Raw genomic sequence first — 15173 nt, forward strand, 5'->3', positions numbered from 1 at the left:
AACTGCGTCTCCTCTATCCTCATTTACAGGCATTCACCTCCTCAGGAATATCCTGCGGTGGATTTCTTCCGAACAAGCTATTGATTTTGCTTTGCAAAACCCCTCCCGCCCGTTTTAACCGACCTCCCAGACGCAATTTGCCGCGTTGGCGGATCAGTCGTAAAAATCATAGGGAGCCTTCTGAAAGGTTTCCCAATTGTCCGGATCATGACCGGTCACCACCATCGCGCCGGTGTCCTCGGCAATGCGCCGAAGCTTGGCGACCGATTTTGCCGCATCACTCGAAGAAACGACCAGGCCGGGCAATGCCTTGTTGTTCCAGTGATCCAGCGTATAGGCCGCATCAATGGTCAGGAGCACAGGTCCGGTGTTGGGCAAAGTAATCAGGAATGACATGTGTCCGGTCGAGTGACCGGGTGTGAAAATCATGCGAATGACGCCGTCGCCGTAAAGGTCGAAATTGTCGGTGTATTCGCCACCGAGAAATTTCCAGTCCAGGCCCGGGCGATCAAAATCAGCCCGGATATAGGCGCCGGCCGCGAACCATTGCGGCTTGAACGCATAGTCATATTCACTCCGCTGGACGATATATTGCGCCCTGGGAAACCGGCCGATTGCGCCAGTGTGATCAAGATGGAGATGCGACTGCAGCACGTAACGGACATTGCTCGGCTCGACCCCGACGAGGCGGCACTGGTCAACGCAATTGTCGGCGATGTTCATAACCGGGTTATAGGCATCGACGACCGCGCCCCAATGGCCACGCTTGTCGATGGCGGCTTCAACGGCATTGCCGCCATCAATCACTACGTTGCCCATGGGATGCTTGATAAGGAACCACGGCACAGGGATTTCGAAATCACTCTCGCCTTGGTTCATCTTGATGTATTTGACTTTGGTTTGCAGGGTTCCGGTCTGGAACATGTGCAACTCGATACCAGAGGATTTGCGCGTGCGGCGGCCGGGATCAGGTGCCCGGTGGCTGAAGTCAGGCCGCGGCGCAAGACTGCTCGCGCTCGATTTCGACGATGCCGCGGCATTCTCGACTTCCACCCGCTGACCTTTATCATCGAATTCTACGATCTTCATAAAGCTAACCCTTGATTTGCGGTCTTCCCGGCAATCAGTCGCAACGGCGCGACTGATCAGGACTTTGATTCAATGATGCGAAGCGCTTCCTTGAGGTAGACGGCGAAAAGCGGATAGTTTTCCGACATCGGGAAATGTCCGATGTCTTCCATCTCGATATAGATGCCGCCGGGAATCTGCCGGGCGGTATTCTCCGTGGCGTCAGGCGGCGTGAGATAATCGTAGGTCCCGGTCATCATGATCACTGGGCAGCGGCGGGTATCGATGTTTCCCAACTGGCCGCGCATGTCGTGGTCAATGGAATAGAAATGCAGATCGCCTTTGAACACTTCGGCGCCTTGCGTGTAATAGTGCCAGGTCTGCCAGCGATCCTGTTCCGGGCTTTGCGGCGCCATCAGATCCCACACGCCTGATGCGCAAACCTGCGCAGCGTTGGCATGCGGATGCCGCCACAAATCCAGAAAGAAGCCTGGCGCATGTTCGGCGGCCTCGACCGGGATCACGGCGCGATACTTGTCGGGATGATGTAGCGCCAGTTGCAGCGCCACATTGCCTCCGAAGGAAGACCCCATGAAAATCGGGCGATCCAGTTCGAGAGCCTCGCAAAAGGCATTGATGAAATTCATGAAGTGTTCGGCGGTCAGGAGGTACTCCTCCTTCCACCATTCACGGTTAGTCGGCGGGTCGGACTTGCCATGGCGAGCCAGATCATAGGCAATGACATCGTAGTTCGCGGTTACATCGGGGTCTTCAAGCAATCCGCGCCATTGGTGATTGTGACAGCCTGCGGTGTGTTGGCAGACCAGCGGAACGCCGCTACCATTGCGCAGATAGAACACCTTGTACTCGTAGCCATCGACCTCGATGGTGACATACCGACCGACTACCGGTGAGTGCTTGGCCATACTGGTCTCCATGAATTTTCAAAATGTGGGTGCCGAAAACGGGATCAGCGCCAGACTCATACCGGTACGCCAACTTTGCGCAGCAATTCGAACTGGACCGTGAAGTTGCGGAGGTTCTGCATTAGGGCCAGGGTGTTACCCTCGATCTTCAGATCGCGCCGAAAGCTTGCCGACCAAATGCCGTGAAACATCGGCGCTGGAATTGGCCTTGCAAATTCCCGCCATGTCTGGGGGCTGGCGCGCAGTGCAAAGTCATAGGCGTCCATCGGCGCTGGATCGACATTGATGCGATAGACCTTGCCATCGATCATTTCGACGATGACCTTGGCTGTCCCCATGTCCCAGAGATAAGTACATGTGAAATATTTGGCCATTGCGCCGATTGTCTGATCGCGATCCGACGCTTCGCTGAACCTGGCGGCCCAGTCTCTAACGCTCATCACCATACATTTCTCTCCCTGCCGCTCCACCGCGACCGCCGCGAACAAAAATTGTCATCCGCGGATCAATACTTCAGAAATTGGTCGACCTTCCAACTGGTCGATGTTCAATATGCTGAACACGTTTCTGTAGACAGAACGATAGTCATTGGGCTAAATGATTGTCAAGAAAGATATGAATCCGAAGCTGGAAATTTTCATGAAGCAGGAAGAGACAAAGTCCGCATTGGTACCAGCGCTTGAACGCGGAACACGAATCCTTGATTTGATTGCACGTTCAAAGAATTATCCGAATCTGTCTGAAATTGCTCGCGAGATCGGCATTGCAAAAAGCAGCGCCCATACGTTGTGCAGCACGCTGGTTCAGCTTGAGCTGCTGATTCGCCGTCCCGACCAGACCTTCCAGCTCGGACCCCATGTCATGCGCTGGTCGAATGCCTTTACCCAGCAATCCGACGTGGCCACGGAATTTGCTGCACTTTGGGACCAGGAAAGTGAAATGCCCGGTGCCACCATCACCCTATCTGTGCTCGAAGGAGCCGAAGTGGTTTACATTGCAGCGCGCAACTCCATCGTCAGCCACTCGATGATTGAGTTTCGGGCCGGAATGCGCCTTCCTGCACCGTTCACCGCAACCGGCAAAGCTTTCCTAAGCAGAATGAGCGACTTTGAAGTCCGACGGCTGCTTTCGGATGGGATGCCTGAACCACGCACCCCGCACAGCGTCCAGGCAATCGATGCCCTTCTGAGTGAGCTGTCCACAATCAGGGATGTCGGCTATTCTTGCGACAATCAACAAGTCGCTGAAGGCATTATTTGTTATGGCGCGTCTGTGCTTGATTCCCGCAACCGTCCAATAGCAGGAATCGCAGTTAGCCTACCATCTGAACAGCTATCAGATGATCAGACAAGTCAGATTATCGCAAATGTGCAACGCATGGCTGCCCGTCTCTCCGCCAGAATGGGTGCGGATTTGAAACTGACAGACTAAACTCAGCGTTGGTGCGGGGATCAACAAATGTACGGAATTTGGTCTTTGATGGGCTGGCTTATTTGGTTGCTCCCGCCGAGGCTCGGCAACGAACGGATTTCGGGCGTCCGCAGGCGAGCATTCGGTTAAGACTGGCGACGTCGATCGCAGCTTCTGTCTGTTGAGCGAGGAATGCCCGTGCGCGCACGGGCAGGAGCTTTAAAACACCGTTCGTACACGTCTGGAAATTCAGCACAGACCGCCTTTAGTCCTTCAGTGCGCTCATGGATACACTGGTCTACCAGCGCGCCATTCACTGACGCGCTGGGGCCTTGCGCAAATTTTCAGTGGTTGGGGTGAGGTGGCATAAATGCTCTGCTTGGCGCATGCGGCAGGCCGCACGAATCTCACTCTACAAGCTCTGGCGCGCAAGGCCCCAGAACCGGTTGACCGACACTGCGGCAGACTCTTCTGCGCTGAAATCGCCCCATGTGCCGACACTCCAGTTGCGCCGTCTGCTACGAGACCACTTCAAGTGCCTCGGCTGGACACAACCGGCCGCTTCGGGCGCTGGATTCAGGCCAGCGGAAAGCGGCTCAGGGTCGCCTCCTACCTTTGGCCGATTTACTGCTGAACGGTAGCTATCGCAGGTCAGGCCCTCAAAGCGGGCAGACCGCTTACGGCCCCATTTCGGTCATTCGTTCAGCTTGCGAAACCAGCCACCTCGCCATTTCGTCGCGTCAAACTGACCACCCTCTACCCTGGCACATAGGCCGCAACCTGCTTGACGCAGCGCAGCGCGAAGTTCGATTTCGAGTGCCTCAACCCCGTTACCTTGAACAGCTTTTCGCGCAGGAACTCCTCCACCCCTTGCGTGCCGCTGACGGCGATCTTGACGAAATAATCGAAATCGCCGGCCATCAGGTAGATCTCCAGCACCTCCGGGATCTTCGCCATCGCCTCGGTGAACACCTCCAGCGAATCCGCGTCATGGTGCTCCAGTTGCACCTCGACCATGACCGTCTCGCCGACGCCGAGCGCCTGGTGGTCGAGCAGCGCCGTGTAACCGCTAATGATGCCCTCCTCCTCCATCCGCCGCACCCGCTGCCAGCAGGGACTGGCCGACAGGCCGACCTCTTTGGCAAGCTCGGCATTGGACAGCCGGCCATTGCCCACCAGTGCCTTGAGTATGCGCCGGTCGATGGCGTCGAGAGCTTTGGCCATGAAGATGATCCTTCTTGAGTTTTTACTTCTGGCAGTTGCTTTATCTGCATTCGTGGATTTTTGAAACAAAATCGGCAGGACATTTCTCGCATTCCGGTCGTATGATCGGAGATCGCGGATACCCCGGTCACTGACCGCCGAATTCCGCCCGAAATCGCTTTGGAGGAGGCGCCGGTGGATCTTGATTGCCTGTTCCGGACCGACCTGTCCGCGCCCCGCTTTCTTGCTTTCGCGCCGATGCGTCGCCGCCTCGGCACCGGTCCGCTTCGCCCCGCCACGGGCGAGCACCGGAACCACGGCAATTTCGCTGCATTTGATCCCCATCATGCACTGACGCCGGCCGGCCCGGCGCGTCTGCAACTCAGCCAGGAGCAGCCATGACCGATACAAAACCTCTGAGCCTTCGCGTGCCCGAACCCGGCTGCCGCCCCGGCGATGTGCCAGACTTCGGCTCTGTTGCAGGGATCGTTCTCAGCCTGATACTGAGGTTACTCCTTCCCATTCAGGATGCTGAGCATGCCGCACAAATTCAATGCTAACCGCCGAGGTAAAATTCCGAAGCAAAAGTATCGTGTGTCCAACTGGGCGAGTTACAACGAAAGCCTTCGGCGCCGCGGGGATTTGACGGTCTGGGTCAGCGAAGAGGCGCTTGGTTTGTGGCGGGCACCGCGCCGGGCGACGCGGGGTGGTCAGCGGACATATTCAGACCTGGCGATCAAGATCTGCCTGACCCTGAGCGCTGTCTTCAAGCAACCGTTGCGCCAGACACAAGGCTTCATGGGTAGTATTGCGACCTTGCTTGGTGTCGAGATCGCGGTGCCAGATTTCTCCACGCTCTCGCGCCGGGGCAAGGGACTGACTTTGCCTGCGACGCGTAAAACCGACCGATCCGATCCGGTCCATCTGGTGGTGGATAGTACCGGCCTGAAGGTCTTCGGCGAGGGCGAATGGCTTGAGCAAAAGCATAATACAAAGCGCAAACGGCGCTCTTGGCGCAAGCTCCACCTCGGTCTTGATCTTGTCAGCGGTGAGATTGTATGCGCGGACCTAACCAAGGATGACGTCGGCGATCCGACGGCGCTGCCAGATCTGTTGGATCAAGTCGACGGCCCGGTTGATATGTTCCTCGCAGATGGAGCTTACGACGGAGAACCAACATCTGATTTGCTAGCCGCTCGGTTCGGATCGGCGATCGATGTCACGATCCCACCTCCCAAAACCGCAATACTGAGCCCCAATGCGGCCAAAGATCCGACGGCACGTGACTGCCATATCGCCGAGATCGCAGCCCGCGGGCGGATGGCCTGGCAGAAAGCCACTGGCTACAATCAACGCAGCCGAGGTGAAACTCTCATGGGCCGCTGGAAAGCCGTTATCGGACCCAAGCTAAAGGCGCGCAACTTCGAAAATCAGAAAACAGAAGCCAAGATTGGCGTCCGGGTTCTCAACCGGATGACCGGACTTGGCCGCCCAAGTTTTGAACGCACCGCCTGAATTTCGTCTCGGGAAGGGCGCGTTCCCAGTTGACGTTGATCTATGCAACACGGCCACGCAAGCGCCTGTTCTTGGTTCTCGCGTTGATCGGGCTGGTCTTCGGGTTGCTCCTTTATATCCCACACGGATTGAACAGCTCAATGGTGGTGGTGGAGATCAACAATCAGTCGCTGGCCTATGAAAAATCGATGTGGCTCGATTTCATGATGCCTCGCTGGCTGACCAATATGATATACGTGACCCTGATCATTTTGCCACCGGCTCTGTCGTACTACAAACATGTGCGCCACTTTGCGCTAACGTTGGTAGCGGTTGTTGTTGTCAACTTCGCGTTCCTGCAATTCGCTTACATCTCGTTCTTCTGCCTTCTGGCGGGGTTGGCTACACTGCATCTTGTCTACATTATCCTGGCCAACAAATGCGCTCGCGAATGCCCGGAACTATTTGGACAAATTTGAACATGAAAACAACATCTAATACTTTTCTGGCAACTCTCGTCGACCATGGCATATTGGTTATCAGCAATTTTTCGACCTTGCCCGCGATGGAACCTCTAGTGTGCTGGATCGATCCAGTCTCCGTTCTCAATGTCCCGCACCCCAAGGTGATCCTATGACCCGTCTTCCAGAATTCGCCTTGATCGTGTTTTCCTTTTTGCTGCACTTCGTCTGGGAGTTCTGGCAGGCACCGACCTATGCGGGCATGATCGAACTCAACCATTGGGATGGCATCAAGCTGTGTTCATCGGCAACGTTTGGCGATGTCGGATTTGCGCTGACAGCATTCTGGATCACCAGCGCTGCCGCACGCACCCGCTTCTGGTATGAGGCGCCCAAGGCGTGGCAGACGATCTTGTTCCTCGGGGTAGGGATCGCGCTGACGGTCGGGTTTGAGTACTACTACACCAGCATATCCGAACGCTGGACCTATTCCGATCTGATGCCGCTGGTGCCGCCCTTCGGCACAGGGCTGAGCCCGCTGCTACAATGGATCTTCATTCCGATGACTGTATTGTGGTTCATGCGCCGACAAACGCCGACTGTTGGCCAGTAACAGGCGTGCGGGAATTAATCAAATACAAGGTGGCGGGAACCGTGAGCCTCCCGCCACCATATTTTGCGCGCTTTACTTCAGCTCGGTAACCGTGAGCTTGCCCTTCACCCGGTCTGCGACGAACTCGATGTTCTCACCCTCTTTCATTTTTTCAAGCATGGCTGTGTCCATGGTTTTGAACACCATGGTCATGGCCGGCATTTCGAGATTGACGAGTTCCTCGTGAATGATCGTGACCTTGCCAGCCTTGAGATCAACTTTTTTGACGACACCCTTGGTGTATTCTGTTGCCAGCGCCGCAGTGGCGCCGGTCACGGCGATCATCGAAGCAAGAGCGAGAGTTGCGAATTTGCGCATGGGAATACCTTTCAGTGTAGTGGGAGATGTTTTCAGTTTCATTTGCTGGCGACAGTGACGTCACCCTTCATGCCCGATTCGTAATGACCGGGAATGAGACAGGCGAACTCGAACGTTCCGGCCTTGGAGAACGTCCAGATGATCTCGCCGCTGGTTCCTTCGATCAGCCGGATCGAATTCGGATCATCGTGTTCCATCTCTGGAAACTTCGCCATGATCGCCTTGTGCTCCATATTCTTGCCATGGCTGTCGAGGACGAATTCGTGCTCGAGTTCACCGGCATTCTGAATCTTGAACCGGATCGTCTCGCCTTCCGCTATCTGCAGCGAGGCTGGCTCAAAGAGCATCTGCCCATCGTCAGTTTCAGACATGGAGATTTCAACCGTCCGGCTGACAGCGGACGCCTTGCCGGGCTTGCCCGCATCCATTTCATCGTGATGTCCGCCGCCGTGAGTGCCTGCCGCAAGCGCGGGCGTGCTGAGCAGGATGAGGGCTAAAGTGCTACCTGTAATTAGGTTCATTGATTTTCCTTTTGGTTGGTTGGTCAGGGTGTGGTCAGGTTTTGCCGCCATGCGGCTTCGGGGTGATGGTTGTTGACGCGTCTGCGGCCTTGGCGAACTCCGGGAGTTCGCCGGTCCACTCATAGGCCTGGGTTCCGGGAGGGTTTTCGTACCAGCCCGGATCGCTGTAATCGCCGGCGGAGATACCTTCGCGGACCTTGACGACCGAGAACATGCCGCCCATTTCCAGCGGTCCGTAAGGCCCCCAGCCGGCCATCATCGGAATCGTGTTGTCGGGCAGTTCCATCGACATTTCCGCCATATCGGCCATGCCGGCGGTTCCCATCGGCATGTATTCGGGCTGCACGATCCGGATCTTCTTGGTGACCTTGGACTTGTCGACGCCGATGAAGGTCGGCACGTCATGTCCCATGGCGTTCATGGTGTGATGCGACTTGTGGCAATGGATGGCCCAGTCTCCGAGATGCTTGGCATCGAATTCATAGGCCCGCATCGCGCCCACCGGAATGTCGATCGACACTTCCGGCCAGCGCGCTTCGGGCCGGACCCAGCCGCCATCGGTGCCGGTTACCTCGAAATCATAGCCATGCATATGGATCGGGTGATTGGTCATGGTCAGATTGCCGACGCGCACGCGAACCCGGTCGTTCATTGACACCACCAGTGGGTCAATATCCGGAAAAATGCGGCTGTTCCATGTCCACAGATTGAAATCGTTCATGGTCATGATTTTTGGCACATAGGAGCCGGGATCGATGTCGAAGGCGTTGAGCATGATCAGAAAATCACGGTCGACCGGCATGAAGGCCGGATCCTTCGGGTGAACGATGAAAAAGCCCATCATTCCCATCGCCATCTGCACCATTTCGTCGCCGTGGGGATGGTACATAAAGGTCCCAGATTTCACCAGATCGAATTCGTAGATGTAGGTTTTGCCAGATGGAATAGCTGGATGGGACAAGCCAGCGACGCCATCCATGCCCGACGGAAGGATCAAGCCGTGCCAATGCACCGTTGTATGCTCGGGCAGTTTGTTGGTGACATAGATCCGGACCCGGTCGCCTTCCACGGCCTCAATGGTTGGACCGGTGGATTGCCCGTTGTATCCCCACAGATAGGCGGTCATGCCTTCGGCCAGTTCACGCTCCACGGGCTCGGCGATCAGATGAAACTCCTTGACCCCGTTGTTCATCCGGAACGGCAGGGTCCAGCCGTTGAGCGTCACCACCGGATTGTAGTCCGGTCCGGTCGACGGCATCAGCGGCGCCTGGGTCAGCGGGCTCTCCATCAGGGCTGCGTCTGGCAGCCCCATATTGGTCGTTTTCGACCAGGCGGTCGAGGAAACAAGGGCCGCACCGGCAGCGCTTGCGCCGAGTAATTGACGTCTGTTCATCATGGTCTTTTCCTTTCCGGAAAGTTAGTGGCCGCCGCCGCCAGCATCGCCAACGGATGGTGCAGCAGCTGAGCTGCCCGCACCGGTTCCGCCGCCATAGATCGCAGCGGACAGATTGACATCGGCCAGCCAGAACTCACGCTTGGCGTTGATCGCCAACATCAGGGTTCCAATCTTGGCGCGGGTGTCGGCAAGAAGCTCGAAAGTGTTGGAAATCATGCCGTTATAAGTCAGCAGGGATTCCGCCTCGATCGTGGTGCGCAGCGGCACAACGGCGTTGAGGTAGTGCCGCGCGATCTCATGGGTCGCGCTATAGGCTGTGTAGCCAGAACGCGCCTCGGACCGAATATTGACGGCCTTTTCCGCAAGCTGATTGGCCGCCTGCATGTAAGCGAGCTCGGCCTTGCGCAGACGGGCTTTGCCACTGTCGAAGATCGGAATCACGAACTCCAGTTCGAGTTGTGGAGTAACAACCGTTTTCCGGGTTTTGGTCTCCTCCAGATTGCCACCGGCAATCTCGTATTCAGTCTCGATTTCCCGCTCGGCCTCAACACCGGAGATGATCTCCAGATCGGTGACAAAGCGCGTGGCCTCGGTCAGGCCATAGCTTTTGGCGACAGCTTCCAGTTCGAGTTTCGCAACGCGAAGATCGACCCGGTTTTCAAGTGCTTCCTGCTCGATGCGGTTGCGCTTGATGACGCCACTTGGAAGCCGCGGCAAGCGGTTAGGGACGAAGTAATCAACCTCGCTGCCCCACAGGCCCATCAGCCGGGTCAGCTCTTCTTTCGCCAGCCGTGACGCCAGCCGCGCTTCGGCTATTTGTCCGGTCAGCTCGGCATAAAACGCGTGTTCACGCGCCTGGCCGCCTTTGCCCATGGCGCCGCTTTCACCCAGTTTTTGTGCCAGTTCCGATGCCGCATCGGCAGCGACCTTGGCCTGATTGAGATAGGCGACCGTCTCGAACGCCGAGACCGAATTGATCCAGGCCCGGCGCGTGTCATTGGCGACCTTCAAAGTTGCGTCGACCGCCCGCATCTGTGCCTGCCTGAAACGGGTGTCGGCGATATCGACCCGCGCCTTGCGGGTTGCCAGCGCCAGGATATTGGTTGCGATCATGCCTTCGATCGCCCTGAGCGCTCCCAGTTCCGGAGCGCCAATACCGAGCAGGCCGATGGAGACCGTCGGATTTTCGAGCATGCCCTGCTGCCAGGCTTCAGCCGCATTCATGCCAATGTCGGCATAGGCTGCCTGAAGTCCGCGATTGTTGATCAGCGCCACCTGCACCGCAGTGTCTGCATTTATGGTCTTCTTGTGAACCAGACCCTGGACGCGCTCGGAAACAGCTTTGGCCTGCTGCTGATTCTGGATCCAGACGGTGTCCTTGCCTTTGGTGCCGATTGAAACGGCGGCCGAAACGACCCCGAATCCGGCATCCTTTGCCGAATATCCAGCCAAATCCTGATCGGTTACGCATCCCGAGAGAGCGATTGCCGCAAGTGGCAGAACAAGGCGTGCTTTGAACACTCCCCGCGCGTTCATGATCCGGCTCCCGCGCCGGGCGCCCGGTCGTCATTTTGCTGACGCCATGGTTTCGGATCTACCGGAACACGATGCGTATATCCGTTCAGGACCGTATGATGATGAGTACTGCGAATACCCAGGTCTGACTCGACCGGGGAATTGACCGAAAAGACGTCGGCAGGCCTGTTCGCCGCCGTACAGCCGGCGAGCGCCAGCGGCATGGCAGCCGCCAAGAGATAACGAAACATGATTGTCCTACTGCGATAGAGAGTGTGAATGGCCGGTCAGTTCCGGCGTCGATGACCCTTGGACGGATCAGGTCACACTTCAGGCTCGCGGCGGCCGCTCGGGCAGCGCCAAGACAACGACAATGAATTCAGCCGTGGATTCGACCTGAAAACTCTCGGGTACGAAGCGATCCGCAGTCACGACATCAAAGCTGCAAAGGGCAACAAAACAAGTCGCGGGACAGCAACGGTCTATGACGGTGTCCGAATCCGCGGGGATCGGATCTTGCGCGACATCAGCGGACACGTCCTGGGATTGATGGTGAGCGACCGCGGGATGATCGCCAGACACGTGACCCATCATTGCATGGTGTCCACCGCCGCTGCCTGCCTGAGCCCCAGCCATGGCGAAAGCATGCAAAGACCCAGGTACGATGCTTGTAAAAACAAACATCAACACCAGAAGCAAGCGCCCGTGACGGGATCTTTGGCGGTTCGGCATCTTCATATGGAGGAGAGATGCCACATCATTGCGGCCAAAACAATAGGTGAATCATTCACAAAAATTTGTTGCGGATTTTGGCGGACTCCTTCTGACAATAAACCCGCGATATGTCCGGGTCACGTATTCCTCCGTTGATCATTGTCGGCCACGGGCTCTGCAGTAGTGAAGTTAAGATCAGGATCTGCAGAACTGCGCCGCCCATTCAATCGGATGCACCAAGGTCGCTGCAGCGCTTTGAATTGATGCACGTGCGCTACCGCTCAAACGAACACATTTTGGCGCGACACTTTAGGGAACAGGCCCCAAGTCGAGTATTATCGATGCGTCATTCAGCCGGCAAACTGCAGCTAAATGTCAGCTTCGGCGCAACAGTCACAGACTTCGTTAGGAATGGCTCGATCAATAAGTTATGAAAATCCTCCATGAGCACGGCAAACCGCAACGCTGGGGCGAAGGACCTCTAACAATGAACGAACCAATTAGGGGGTCGCGGGCAATACACTCTCTCTGATCTTCAAAAAATCCGTTTGAATTTCACCGAAGAGACCCGGTAAAGCGGGAACGTATCCTAAGATTCGCCCCCCATGTCCCGCTGTGCTAAAATGATCCTTTCGTGTAATCCACGGGAGGTTGTTATGCGTCAGATTTTTTTTACGACAATCCTGTTCTCTTGTCTCGTGCTTCCGGCCAATGCGAACGAAAATCACATATTTTATACCGCGAGCGCCGAGGGACTAAGAACTGTCAACCTGAACCTTGTGAGCAGCGGTGTTGCCAGCGACGGCGATTTTGATGTTGATGTGGTGATTTCTGTGGTGGAAAAAGACTCCACCGGAAACTCTCTGTACATAGATTGGTCAAGACATTCGGCTAGCATAAGGTGTAACGCCCCAGCATTGGTCAAAGTCAGCGAAACCAACTACAATATAAACTCAGCACTTTCTGCCGGTATTGACTGGAAGCACGACCTTTGGCTAGCCGTTTGCATGTCGCCAATGTCATGAGCGGTCATAAATTGTTGATGCGGGTTTGGTTCGGCGGCATTTCGTTGTTTCTGTATTCAGTCGGCGAACCTTTTTCGTCGGGGCGGCTTCACTAAAATCAGTCCGATGGGACTGACAACAACCTATACGCAGTCCGCTCATTGGAACTAATACAAAGCAGGGGCGCACGGCATGTGCACCCCTGCAAGAGGAATGAATCGCAACTGAGTGCTAAAGCGCGCGCGGCGAGATGGCAAAGGTTTGCTCAAATGCTACAGAGTGGCCAATGGAGCTGGTGGATGTGTAGTCGATATCACCCTGCGGTGCTGCGAAGTTCGGTGAGCCGTCATTTCCGGCGCGGTCGTAGCTGACCAGATCATTGCTGACACCAACAACGTAGTTGCCGGAGCCATGGCTGGCAGGAGCCTGATAGGCGTCGAGCGCTGAAGACTGGGCAAATGCGCCGGTGATGGTTGCGAGTGTCAGGCCGAGAGCGATAAAAATCTTGTTCATGGTCGTGTTCCTTGAAACGAAGTGAATGTGATGAAGTTGGGAGTCTGAGCGGGACCGGCCGGGAGAAAGCCGGCCCCGCTTTGGGTGTGGTCTTAGCGAGCGAAAGTCGGCGAGCCTTCATTGTCGGCGCGGTCGTAGATAACCTGATCACTTGACACGCCACCGATAGAACCGGTGGCTGTGTGGTCAATGCCACCCTGCGGCGCTGCGAAGCTCGGTGAGCCGTCATTTCCGGCGCGGTCGTAGCTGACCAGGTCATTGCTGACACCAACAACGTAGTTGCCGGAGCCATGGCTGGCAGGAGCCTGATAGGCGTCGAGCGCTGAGGACTGGGCAAATGCGCCGGTGGTGGTTGCGAGTGTCAGGCTGAGAGCGATAAAAATCTTGTTCATGGTCGTGTTCCTTGAAACGGATTGAATGTGATGAGGTTGGGAAGCTGAACGGGGCCGGCCGGGAGAAAGCCGGCCCCGCTTTGGGTGTGGTCTTAGCGAGCGAAAGTCGGCGAGCCTTCATTGTCGGCGCGGTCGTAGATAACCTGATCATTTGACACGTCGCCGACGGAGCTAGTGGATGTGTAGTCGATGCCACCCTGCGGTGCTGCGAAGCTCGGTGAGCCGTCATTTCCGGCGCGGTCGTAGCTGACCAGGTCATTGCTGACACCAACAACGTAGTTGCCGGAGCCATGGCTGGCAGGAGCCTGATAGGCGTCGAGCGCTGAGGACTGGGCAAATGCGCCGGTGGTGGTTGCGAGTGTCAGGCCGAGAGCGACGAGGTGTTTTGTCATGGGATGGTCCTTTCAAGGACGTTGGTTGGATGGGGTATCTTGTTACTCATGTCCGGCTGGCCGGACACGGCTCCGCCAGTGACTGAAAGTCGGGAAGTCGACCACAGGGGCGGCTCCACACTTTCAGTCCTGATTGGCCGCAGCATGAGTCTTAGATCGGCAGGGAGTGCATCGATGTCATGAGCGGCCCACGTTCGAGGTTGGGCCGCTCAGATGCACCCTATTTCAGTTCGACGACCGTCAGCTTGCCCTCGACCCGGTCGGCAACGAATTCGACGTTTGCACCTTGCTTCAGTTTGGCCAGCAAAGTGTCGTCCTTGATACGGAACACCATTGTCATGGCCGGCATGTCGAGGTTTTTCAGTTCTTCATGGATGAGCGTGACCTTCTTGGCCTTGGCGTCGACCTTCTTGACCACGCCCTTCGTGTATTCGACTGCCAATGCGCCCGAGGCGAGGCCGAAAGTGAGGATGGTGGCGGAAGCGATCTTGAGAATTGTTTTCATGTCTGTTTTCCTTTGGGATGTTGCGTTTGTTAGGGTGCTTTTGTTCCGGGTGTTACTTTTTGGCTACAATGACGTTGCCATGCATTCCGGATTCATAATGGCCCGGAATGAGACAGGCGATCTTGAAGGCGCCGTCATTTGTGAACTTCCAGACGATCTCGCCGGTCTTGCCCGGTGCCAGCCGGATGGCATTGGGATCGTCATGTTCCATCTCCGGAAATTTTGCCATCATGGCTTTGTGCTCCATGACCTTGTCTTCTTGGTCGAGCACGAATTCGTGCTCCAGTTCGCCTGTATTCTTGATGGCGAAGACTACGGTTTGCCCCTTGCGGACTTTAAAGTCGTTGGGGGAGAAAACCATTTGGCCGTCTTCGGTCTCTTTCATGGAGACCCGGATCGTCTGGGTGGCTTTTGCCTTCTTGCCAGGCTCACCAATGGCCATGGCTTCGGCATGGCCGTCCGAATGAGAGCCTGAAGCGAGGGCCGGAGAGGCCAGGGCGGCGACGAGGAGTGCGAGGGTTACAGTCTTCATTGTTTGGTCCTTTTTTTCTTGGGAGGTAGATCAACCGTGCGTTCACGGCTTGGGTGTGACATGGGTGAAATGTGCGTCGTCGCATCGGTCTTCTGATACAGTCCAGGCGTTTGCCCTAACCGCTGACGACAAAAGGCAATGCGGCTGTGCATCCGCT

20 protein-coding genes and 1 pseudogene are annotated in these 15173 nt (G+C 56.3%); 6 read left to right on the top strand and 15 right to left on the bottom strand.

What is annotated here, in order from left to right; all coding sequences use genetic code 11:
• Nucleotides 1-153 precede the first annotated feature (153 nt).
• From attM to IMCC20628_RS23580, 3 genes are all read right to left on the bottom strand, one after another.
• Complete coding sequence (gene attM, locus IMCC20628_RS23570; protein ID WP_047033110.1) at nucleotides 154-924, bottom strand: N-acyl homoserine lactonase AttM; 771 nt, start codon at nucleotides 922-924, stop codon at nucleotides 154-156.
• A 221-nt stretch (nucleotides 925-1145) separates the two neighbouring features.
• Complete coding sequence (locus IMCC20628_RS23575; RefSeq protein WP_047033030.1) at nucleotides 1146-1994, bottom strand: alpha/beta hydrolase; 849 nt, start codon at nucleotides 1992-1994, stop codon at nucleotides 1146-1148.
• 56 nt (nucleotides 1995-2050) lie between these two features.
• Nucleotides 2051-2440 (bottom strand): hypothetical protein, encoded by a 390-nt coding sequence (locus IMCC20628_RS23580; RefSeq protein ID WP_047033031.1) that lies wholly within the window; start codon nucleotides 2438-2440, stop codon nucleotides 2051-2053.
• Nucleotides 2441-2591: 151 nt separating this feature from the next.
• On the opposite strand from IMCC20628_RS23580, the gene IMCC20628_RS23585 reads away from it, so the two are divergent.
• Nucleotides 2592-3425: an IclR family transcriptional regulator gene (locus IMCC20628_RS23585; protein WP_052766654.1), complete on the top strand. Its 834-nt coding sequence runs from the start codon at nucleotides 2592-2594 to the stop codon at nucleotides 3423-3425.
• Nucleotides 3426-3483: 58 nt separating this feature from the next.
• Here IMCC20628_RS23585 and IMCC20628_RS25265 read toward each other — a convergent pair.
• Together IMCC20628_RS25265 and IMCC20628_RS23590 are read right to left on the bottom strand one after the other, a co-directional pair.
• Nucleotides 3484-3612: pseudogene (locus tag IMCC20628_RS25265) on the bottom strand (IS5/IS1182 family transposase); the annotation flags it as partial.
• 548 nt (nucleotides 3613-4160) lie between these two features.
• Nucleotides 4161-4628, bottom strand: a complete 468-nt coding sequence (locus IMCC20628_RS23590) for an Lrp/AsnC family transcriptional regulator (RefSeq protein WP_047033112.1) — start codon at nucleotides 4626-4628, stop codon at nucleotides 4161-4163.
• Between the two features lie 377 nt (nucleotides 4629-5005).
• Here IMCC20628_RS23590 and IMCC20628_RS25750 point away from each other — a divergent pair, with 377 nt between their 5' ends.
• From IMCC20628_RS25750 to IMCC20628_RS23605, 4 genes are all read left to right on the top strand, one after another.
• Nucleotides 5006-5167: a hypothetical protein gene (locus IMCC20628_RS25750; protein ID WP_082128398.1), complete on the top strand. Its 162-nt coding sequence runs from the start codon at nucleotides 5006-5008 to the stop codon at nucleotides 5165-5167.
• Nucleotides 5145-6122, top strand: coding sequence for an IS5 family transposase (locus IMCC20628_RS23595; protein ID WP_047033113.1), 978 nt, complete (start codon nucleotides 5145-5147; stop codon nucleotides 6120-6122). The genes IMCC20628_RS25750 and IMCC20628_RS23595 overlap by 23 nt, the downstream gene beginning before the upstream one ends.
• Nucleotides 6123-6151: 29 nt before the next feature.
• Nucleotides 6152-6580 (top strand): hypothetical protein, encoded by a 429-nt coding sequence (locus IMCC20628_RS23600; RefSeq protein WP_197078512.1) that lies wholly within the window; start codon nucleotides 6152-6154, stop codon nucleotides 6578-6580.
• A 154-nt stretch (nucleotides 6581-6734) separates the two neighbouring features.
• Complete coding sequence (locus tag IMCC20628_RS23605) at nucleotides 6735-7175, top strand: hypothetical protein (RefSeq protein WP_047033032.1); 441 nt, start codon at nucleotides 6735-6737, stop codon at nucleotides 7173-7175.
• A gap of 72 nt (nucleotides 7176-7247) precedes the next feature.
• On the opposite strand, the gene IMCC20628_RS23610 is transcribed toward IMCC20628_RS23605, so the two are convergent.
• Genes IMCC20628_RS23610 through IMCC20628_RS25275 form a run of 5 tightly spaced genes read right to left on the bottom strand, consistent with a single transcriptional unit; the run spans nucleotide 7248 to nucleotide 11215 of the window.
• Nucleotides 7248-7532, bottom strand: a complete 285-nt coding sequence (locus IMCC20628_RS23610) for a copper-binding protein (RefSeq protein ID WP_047033033.1) — start codon at nucleotides 7530-7532, stop codon at nucleotides 7248-7250.
• Nucleotides 7533-7570: 38 nt separating this feature from the next.
• Nucleotides 7571-8053, bottom strand: coding sequence for a cupredoxin family protein (locus IMCC20628_RS23615; RefSeq protein ID WP_047033034.1), 483 nt, complete (start codon nucleotides 8051-8053; stop codon nucleotides 7571-7573).
• A gap of 34 nt (nucleotides 8054-8087) precedes the next feature.
• Complete coding sequence (locus IMCC20628_RS23620) at nucleotides 8088-9449, bottom strand: copper oxidase (RefSeq protein WP_047033035.1); 1362 nt, start codon at nucleotides 9447-9449, stop codon at nucleotides 8088-8090.
• Nucleotides 9450-9470: 21 nt separating this feature from the next.
• Entirely contained in the window at nucleotides 9471-10985 is a 1515-nt protein-coding gene (locus IMCC20628_RS23625) for a TolC family protein (RefSeq protein WP_047033036.1), read from the bottom strand.
• Entirely contained in the window at nucleotides 10982-11215 is a 234-nt protein-coding gene (locus tag IMCC20628_RS25275; RefSeq protein ID WP_156174717.1) for a hypothetical protein, read from the bottom strand. Before IMCC20628_RS25275 ends, IMCC20628_RS23625 begins: the two co-directional genes overlap by 4 nt.
• A 1119-nt stretch (nucleotides 11216-12334) precedes the next feature.
• Here IMCC20628_RS25275 and IMCC20628_RS23635 point away from each other — a divergent pair.
• Nucleotides 12335-12703, top strand: coding sequence for a hypothetical protein (locus IMCC20628_RS23635; protein WP_047033038.1), 369 nt, complete (start codon nucleotides 12335-12337; stop codon nucleotides 12701-12703).
• A 210-nt stretch (nucleotides 12704-12913) separates the two neighbouring features.
• On the opposite strand, the gene IMCC20628_RS23640 is transcribed toward IMCC20628_RS23635, so the two are convergent.
• The 5 genes from IMCC20628_RS23640 to IMCC20628_RS23660 all read right to left on the bottom strand — a co-directional run bounded on the left by IMCC20628_RS23640 (nucleotide 12914) and on the right by IMCC20628_RS23660 (nucleotide 15016).
• Nucleotides 12914-13195: a hypothetical protein gene (locus IMCC20628_RS23640; protein WP_047033039.1), complete on the bottom strand. Its 282-nt coding sequence runs from the start codon at nucleotides 13193-13195 to the stop codon at nucleotides 12914-12916.
• A 92-nt stretch (nucleotides 13196-13287) separates the two neighbouring features.
• Complete coding sequence (locus tag IMCC20628_RS23645) at nucleotides 13288-13587, bottom strand: hypothetical protein (protein WP_047033040.1); 300 nt, start codon at nucleotides 13585-13587, stop codon at nucleotides 13288-13290.
• 92 nt (nucleotides 13588-13679) lie between these two features.
• A complete protein-coding gene (locus tag IMCC20628_RS23650; RefSeq protein WP_047033041.1) occupies nucleotides 13680-13979 on the bottom strand; it encodes a hypothetical protein in 300 nt (99 codons plus the stop codon).
• A gap of 220 nt (nucleotides 13980-14199) precedes the next feature.
• A complete protein-coding gene (locus IMCC20628_RS23655; RefSeq protein WP_047033042.1) occupies nucleotides 14200-14484 on the bottom strand; it encodes a copper-binding protein in 285 nt (94 codons plus the stop codon).
• Nucleotides 14485-14536: 52 nt separating this feature from the next.
• Nucleotides 14537-15016 (bottom strand): plastocyanin/azurin family copper-binding protein, encoded by a 480-nt coding sequence (locus IMCC20628_RS23660; RefSeq protein WP_047033043.1) that lies wholly within the window; start codon nucleotides 15014-15016, stop codon nucleotides 14537-14539.
• Nucleotides 15017-15173: the final 157 nt, after the last annotated feature.

This window comes from Hoeflea sp. IMCC20628 (genome assembly GCF_001011155.1).
In the GTDB taxonomy this organism is placed as follows: Bacteria; Pseudomonadota; Alphaproteobacteria; order Rhizobiales; family Rhizobiaceae; genus Hoeflea.

Bases quoted from the DNA above. Each gene is read 5' to 3' on its own strand.
- IMCC20628_RS23655 (WP_047033042.1), bottom strand. From the start codon at position 14,484: ATGAAAACAATTCTCAAGATCGCTTCCGCCACCATCCTCACTTTCGGC.
- IMCC20628_RS25275 (WP_156174717.1), bottom strand. From the start codon at position 11,215: ATGTTTCGTTATCTCTTGGCGGCTGCCATGCCGCTGGCGCTCGCCGGC.
- IMCC20628_RS23645 (WP_047033040.1), bottom strand. From the start codon at position 13,587: ATGAACAAGATTTTTATCGCTCTCAGCCTGACACTCGCAACCACCACC.
- IMCC20628_RS23580 (WP_047033031.1), bottom strand. From the start codon at position 2,440: ATGGTGATGAGCGTTAGAGACTGGGCCGCCAGGTTCAGCGAAGCGTCG.
- IMCC20628_RS25750 (WP_082128398.1), top strand. From the start codon at position 5,006: ATGACCGATACAAAACCTCTGAGCCTTCGCGTGCCCGAACCCGGCTGC.
- IMCC20628_RS23575 (WP_047033030.1), bottom strand. From the start codon at position 1,994: ATGGCCAAGCACTCACCGGTAGTCGGTCGGTATGTCACCATCGAGGTC.
- IMCC20628_RS23585 (WP_052766654.1), top strand. From the start codon at position 2,592: ATGATTGTCAAGAAAGATATGAATCCGAAGCTGGAAATTTTCATGAAG.
- IMCC20628_RS23650 (WP_047033041.1), bottom strand. From the start codon at position 13,979: ATGACAAAACACCTCGTCGCTCTCGGCCTGACACTCGCAACCACCACC.
- IMCC20628_RS23640 (WP_047033039.1), bottom strand. From the start codon at position 13,195: ATGAACAAGATTTTTATCGCTCTCGGCCTGACACTCGCAACCATCACC.
- IMCC20628_RS23605 (WP_047033032.1), top strand. From the start codon at position 6,735: ATGACCCGTCTTCCAGAATTCGCCTTGATCGTGTTTTCCTTTTTGCTG.
- IMCC20628_RS23635 (WP_047033038.1), top strand. From the start codon at position 12,335: ATGCGTCAGATTTTTTTTACGACAATCCTGTTCTCTTGTCTCGTGCTT.
- IMCC20628_RS23610 (WP_047033033.1), bottom strand. From the start codon at position 7,532: ATGCGCAAATTCGCAACTCTCGCTCTTGCTTCGATGATCGCCGTGACC.
- IMCC20628_RS23625 (WP_047033036.1), bottom strand. From the start codon at position 10,985: ATGAACGCGCGGGGAGTGTTCAAAGCACGCCTTGTTCTGCCACTTGCG.
- IMCC20628_RS23620 (WP_047033035.1), bottom strand. From the start codon at position 9,449: ATGATGAACAGACGTCAATTACTCGGCGCAAGCGCTGCCGGTGCGGCC.
- IMCC20628_RS23660 (WP_047033043.1), bottom strand. From the start codon at position 15,016: ATGAAGACTGTAACCCTCGCACTCCTCGTCGCCGCCCTGGCCTCTCCG.
- IMCC20628_RS23595 (WP_047033113.1), top strand. From the start codon at position 5,145: ATGCCGCACAAATTCAATGCTAACCGCCGAGGTAAAATTCCGAAGCAA.
- attM (WP_047033110.1), bottom strand. From the start codon at position 924: ATGTTCCAGACCGGAACCCTGCAAACCAAAGTCAAATACATCAAGATG.
- IMCC20628_RS23590 (WP_047033112.1), bottom strand. From the start codon at position 4,628: ATGGCCAAAGCTCTCGACGCCATCGACCGGCGCATACTCAAGGCACTG.
- IMCC20628_RS23615 (WP_047033034.1), bottom strand. From the start codon at position 8,053: ATGAACCTAATTACAGGTAGCACTTTAGCCCTCATCCTGCTCAGCACG.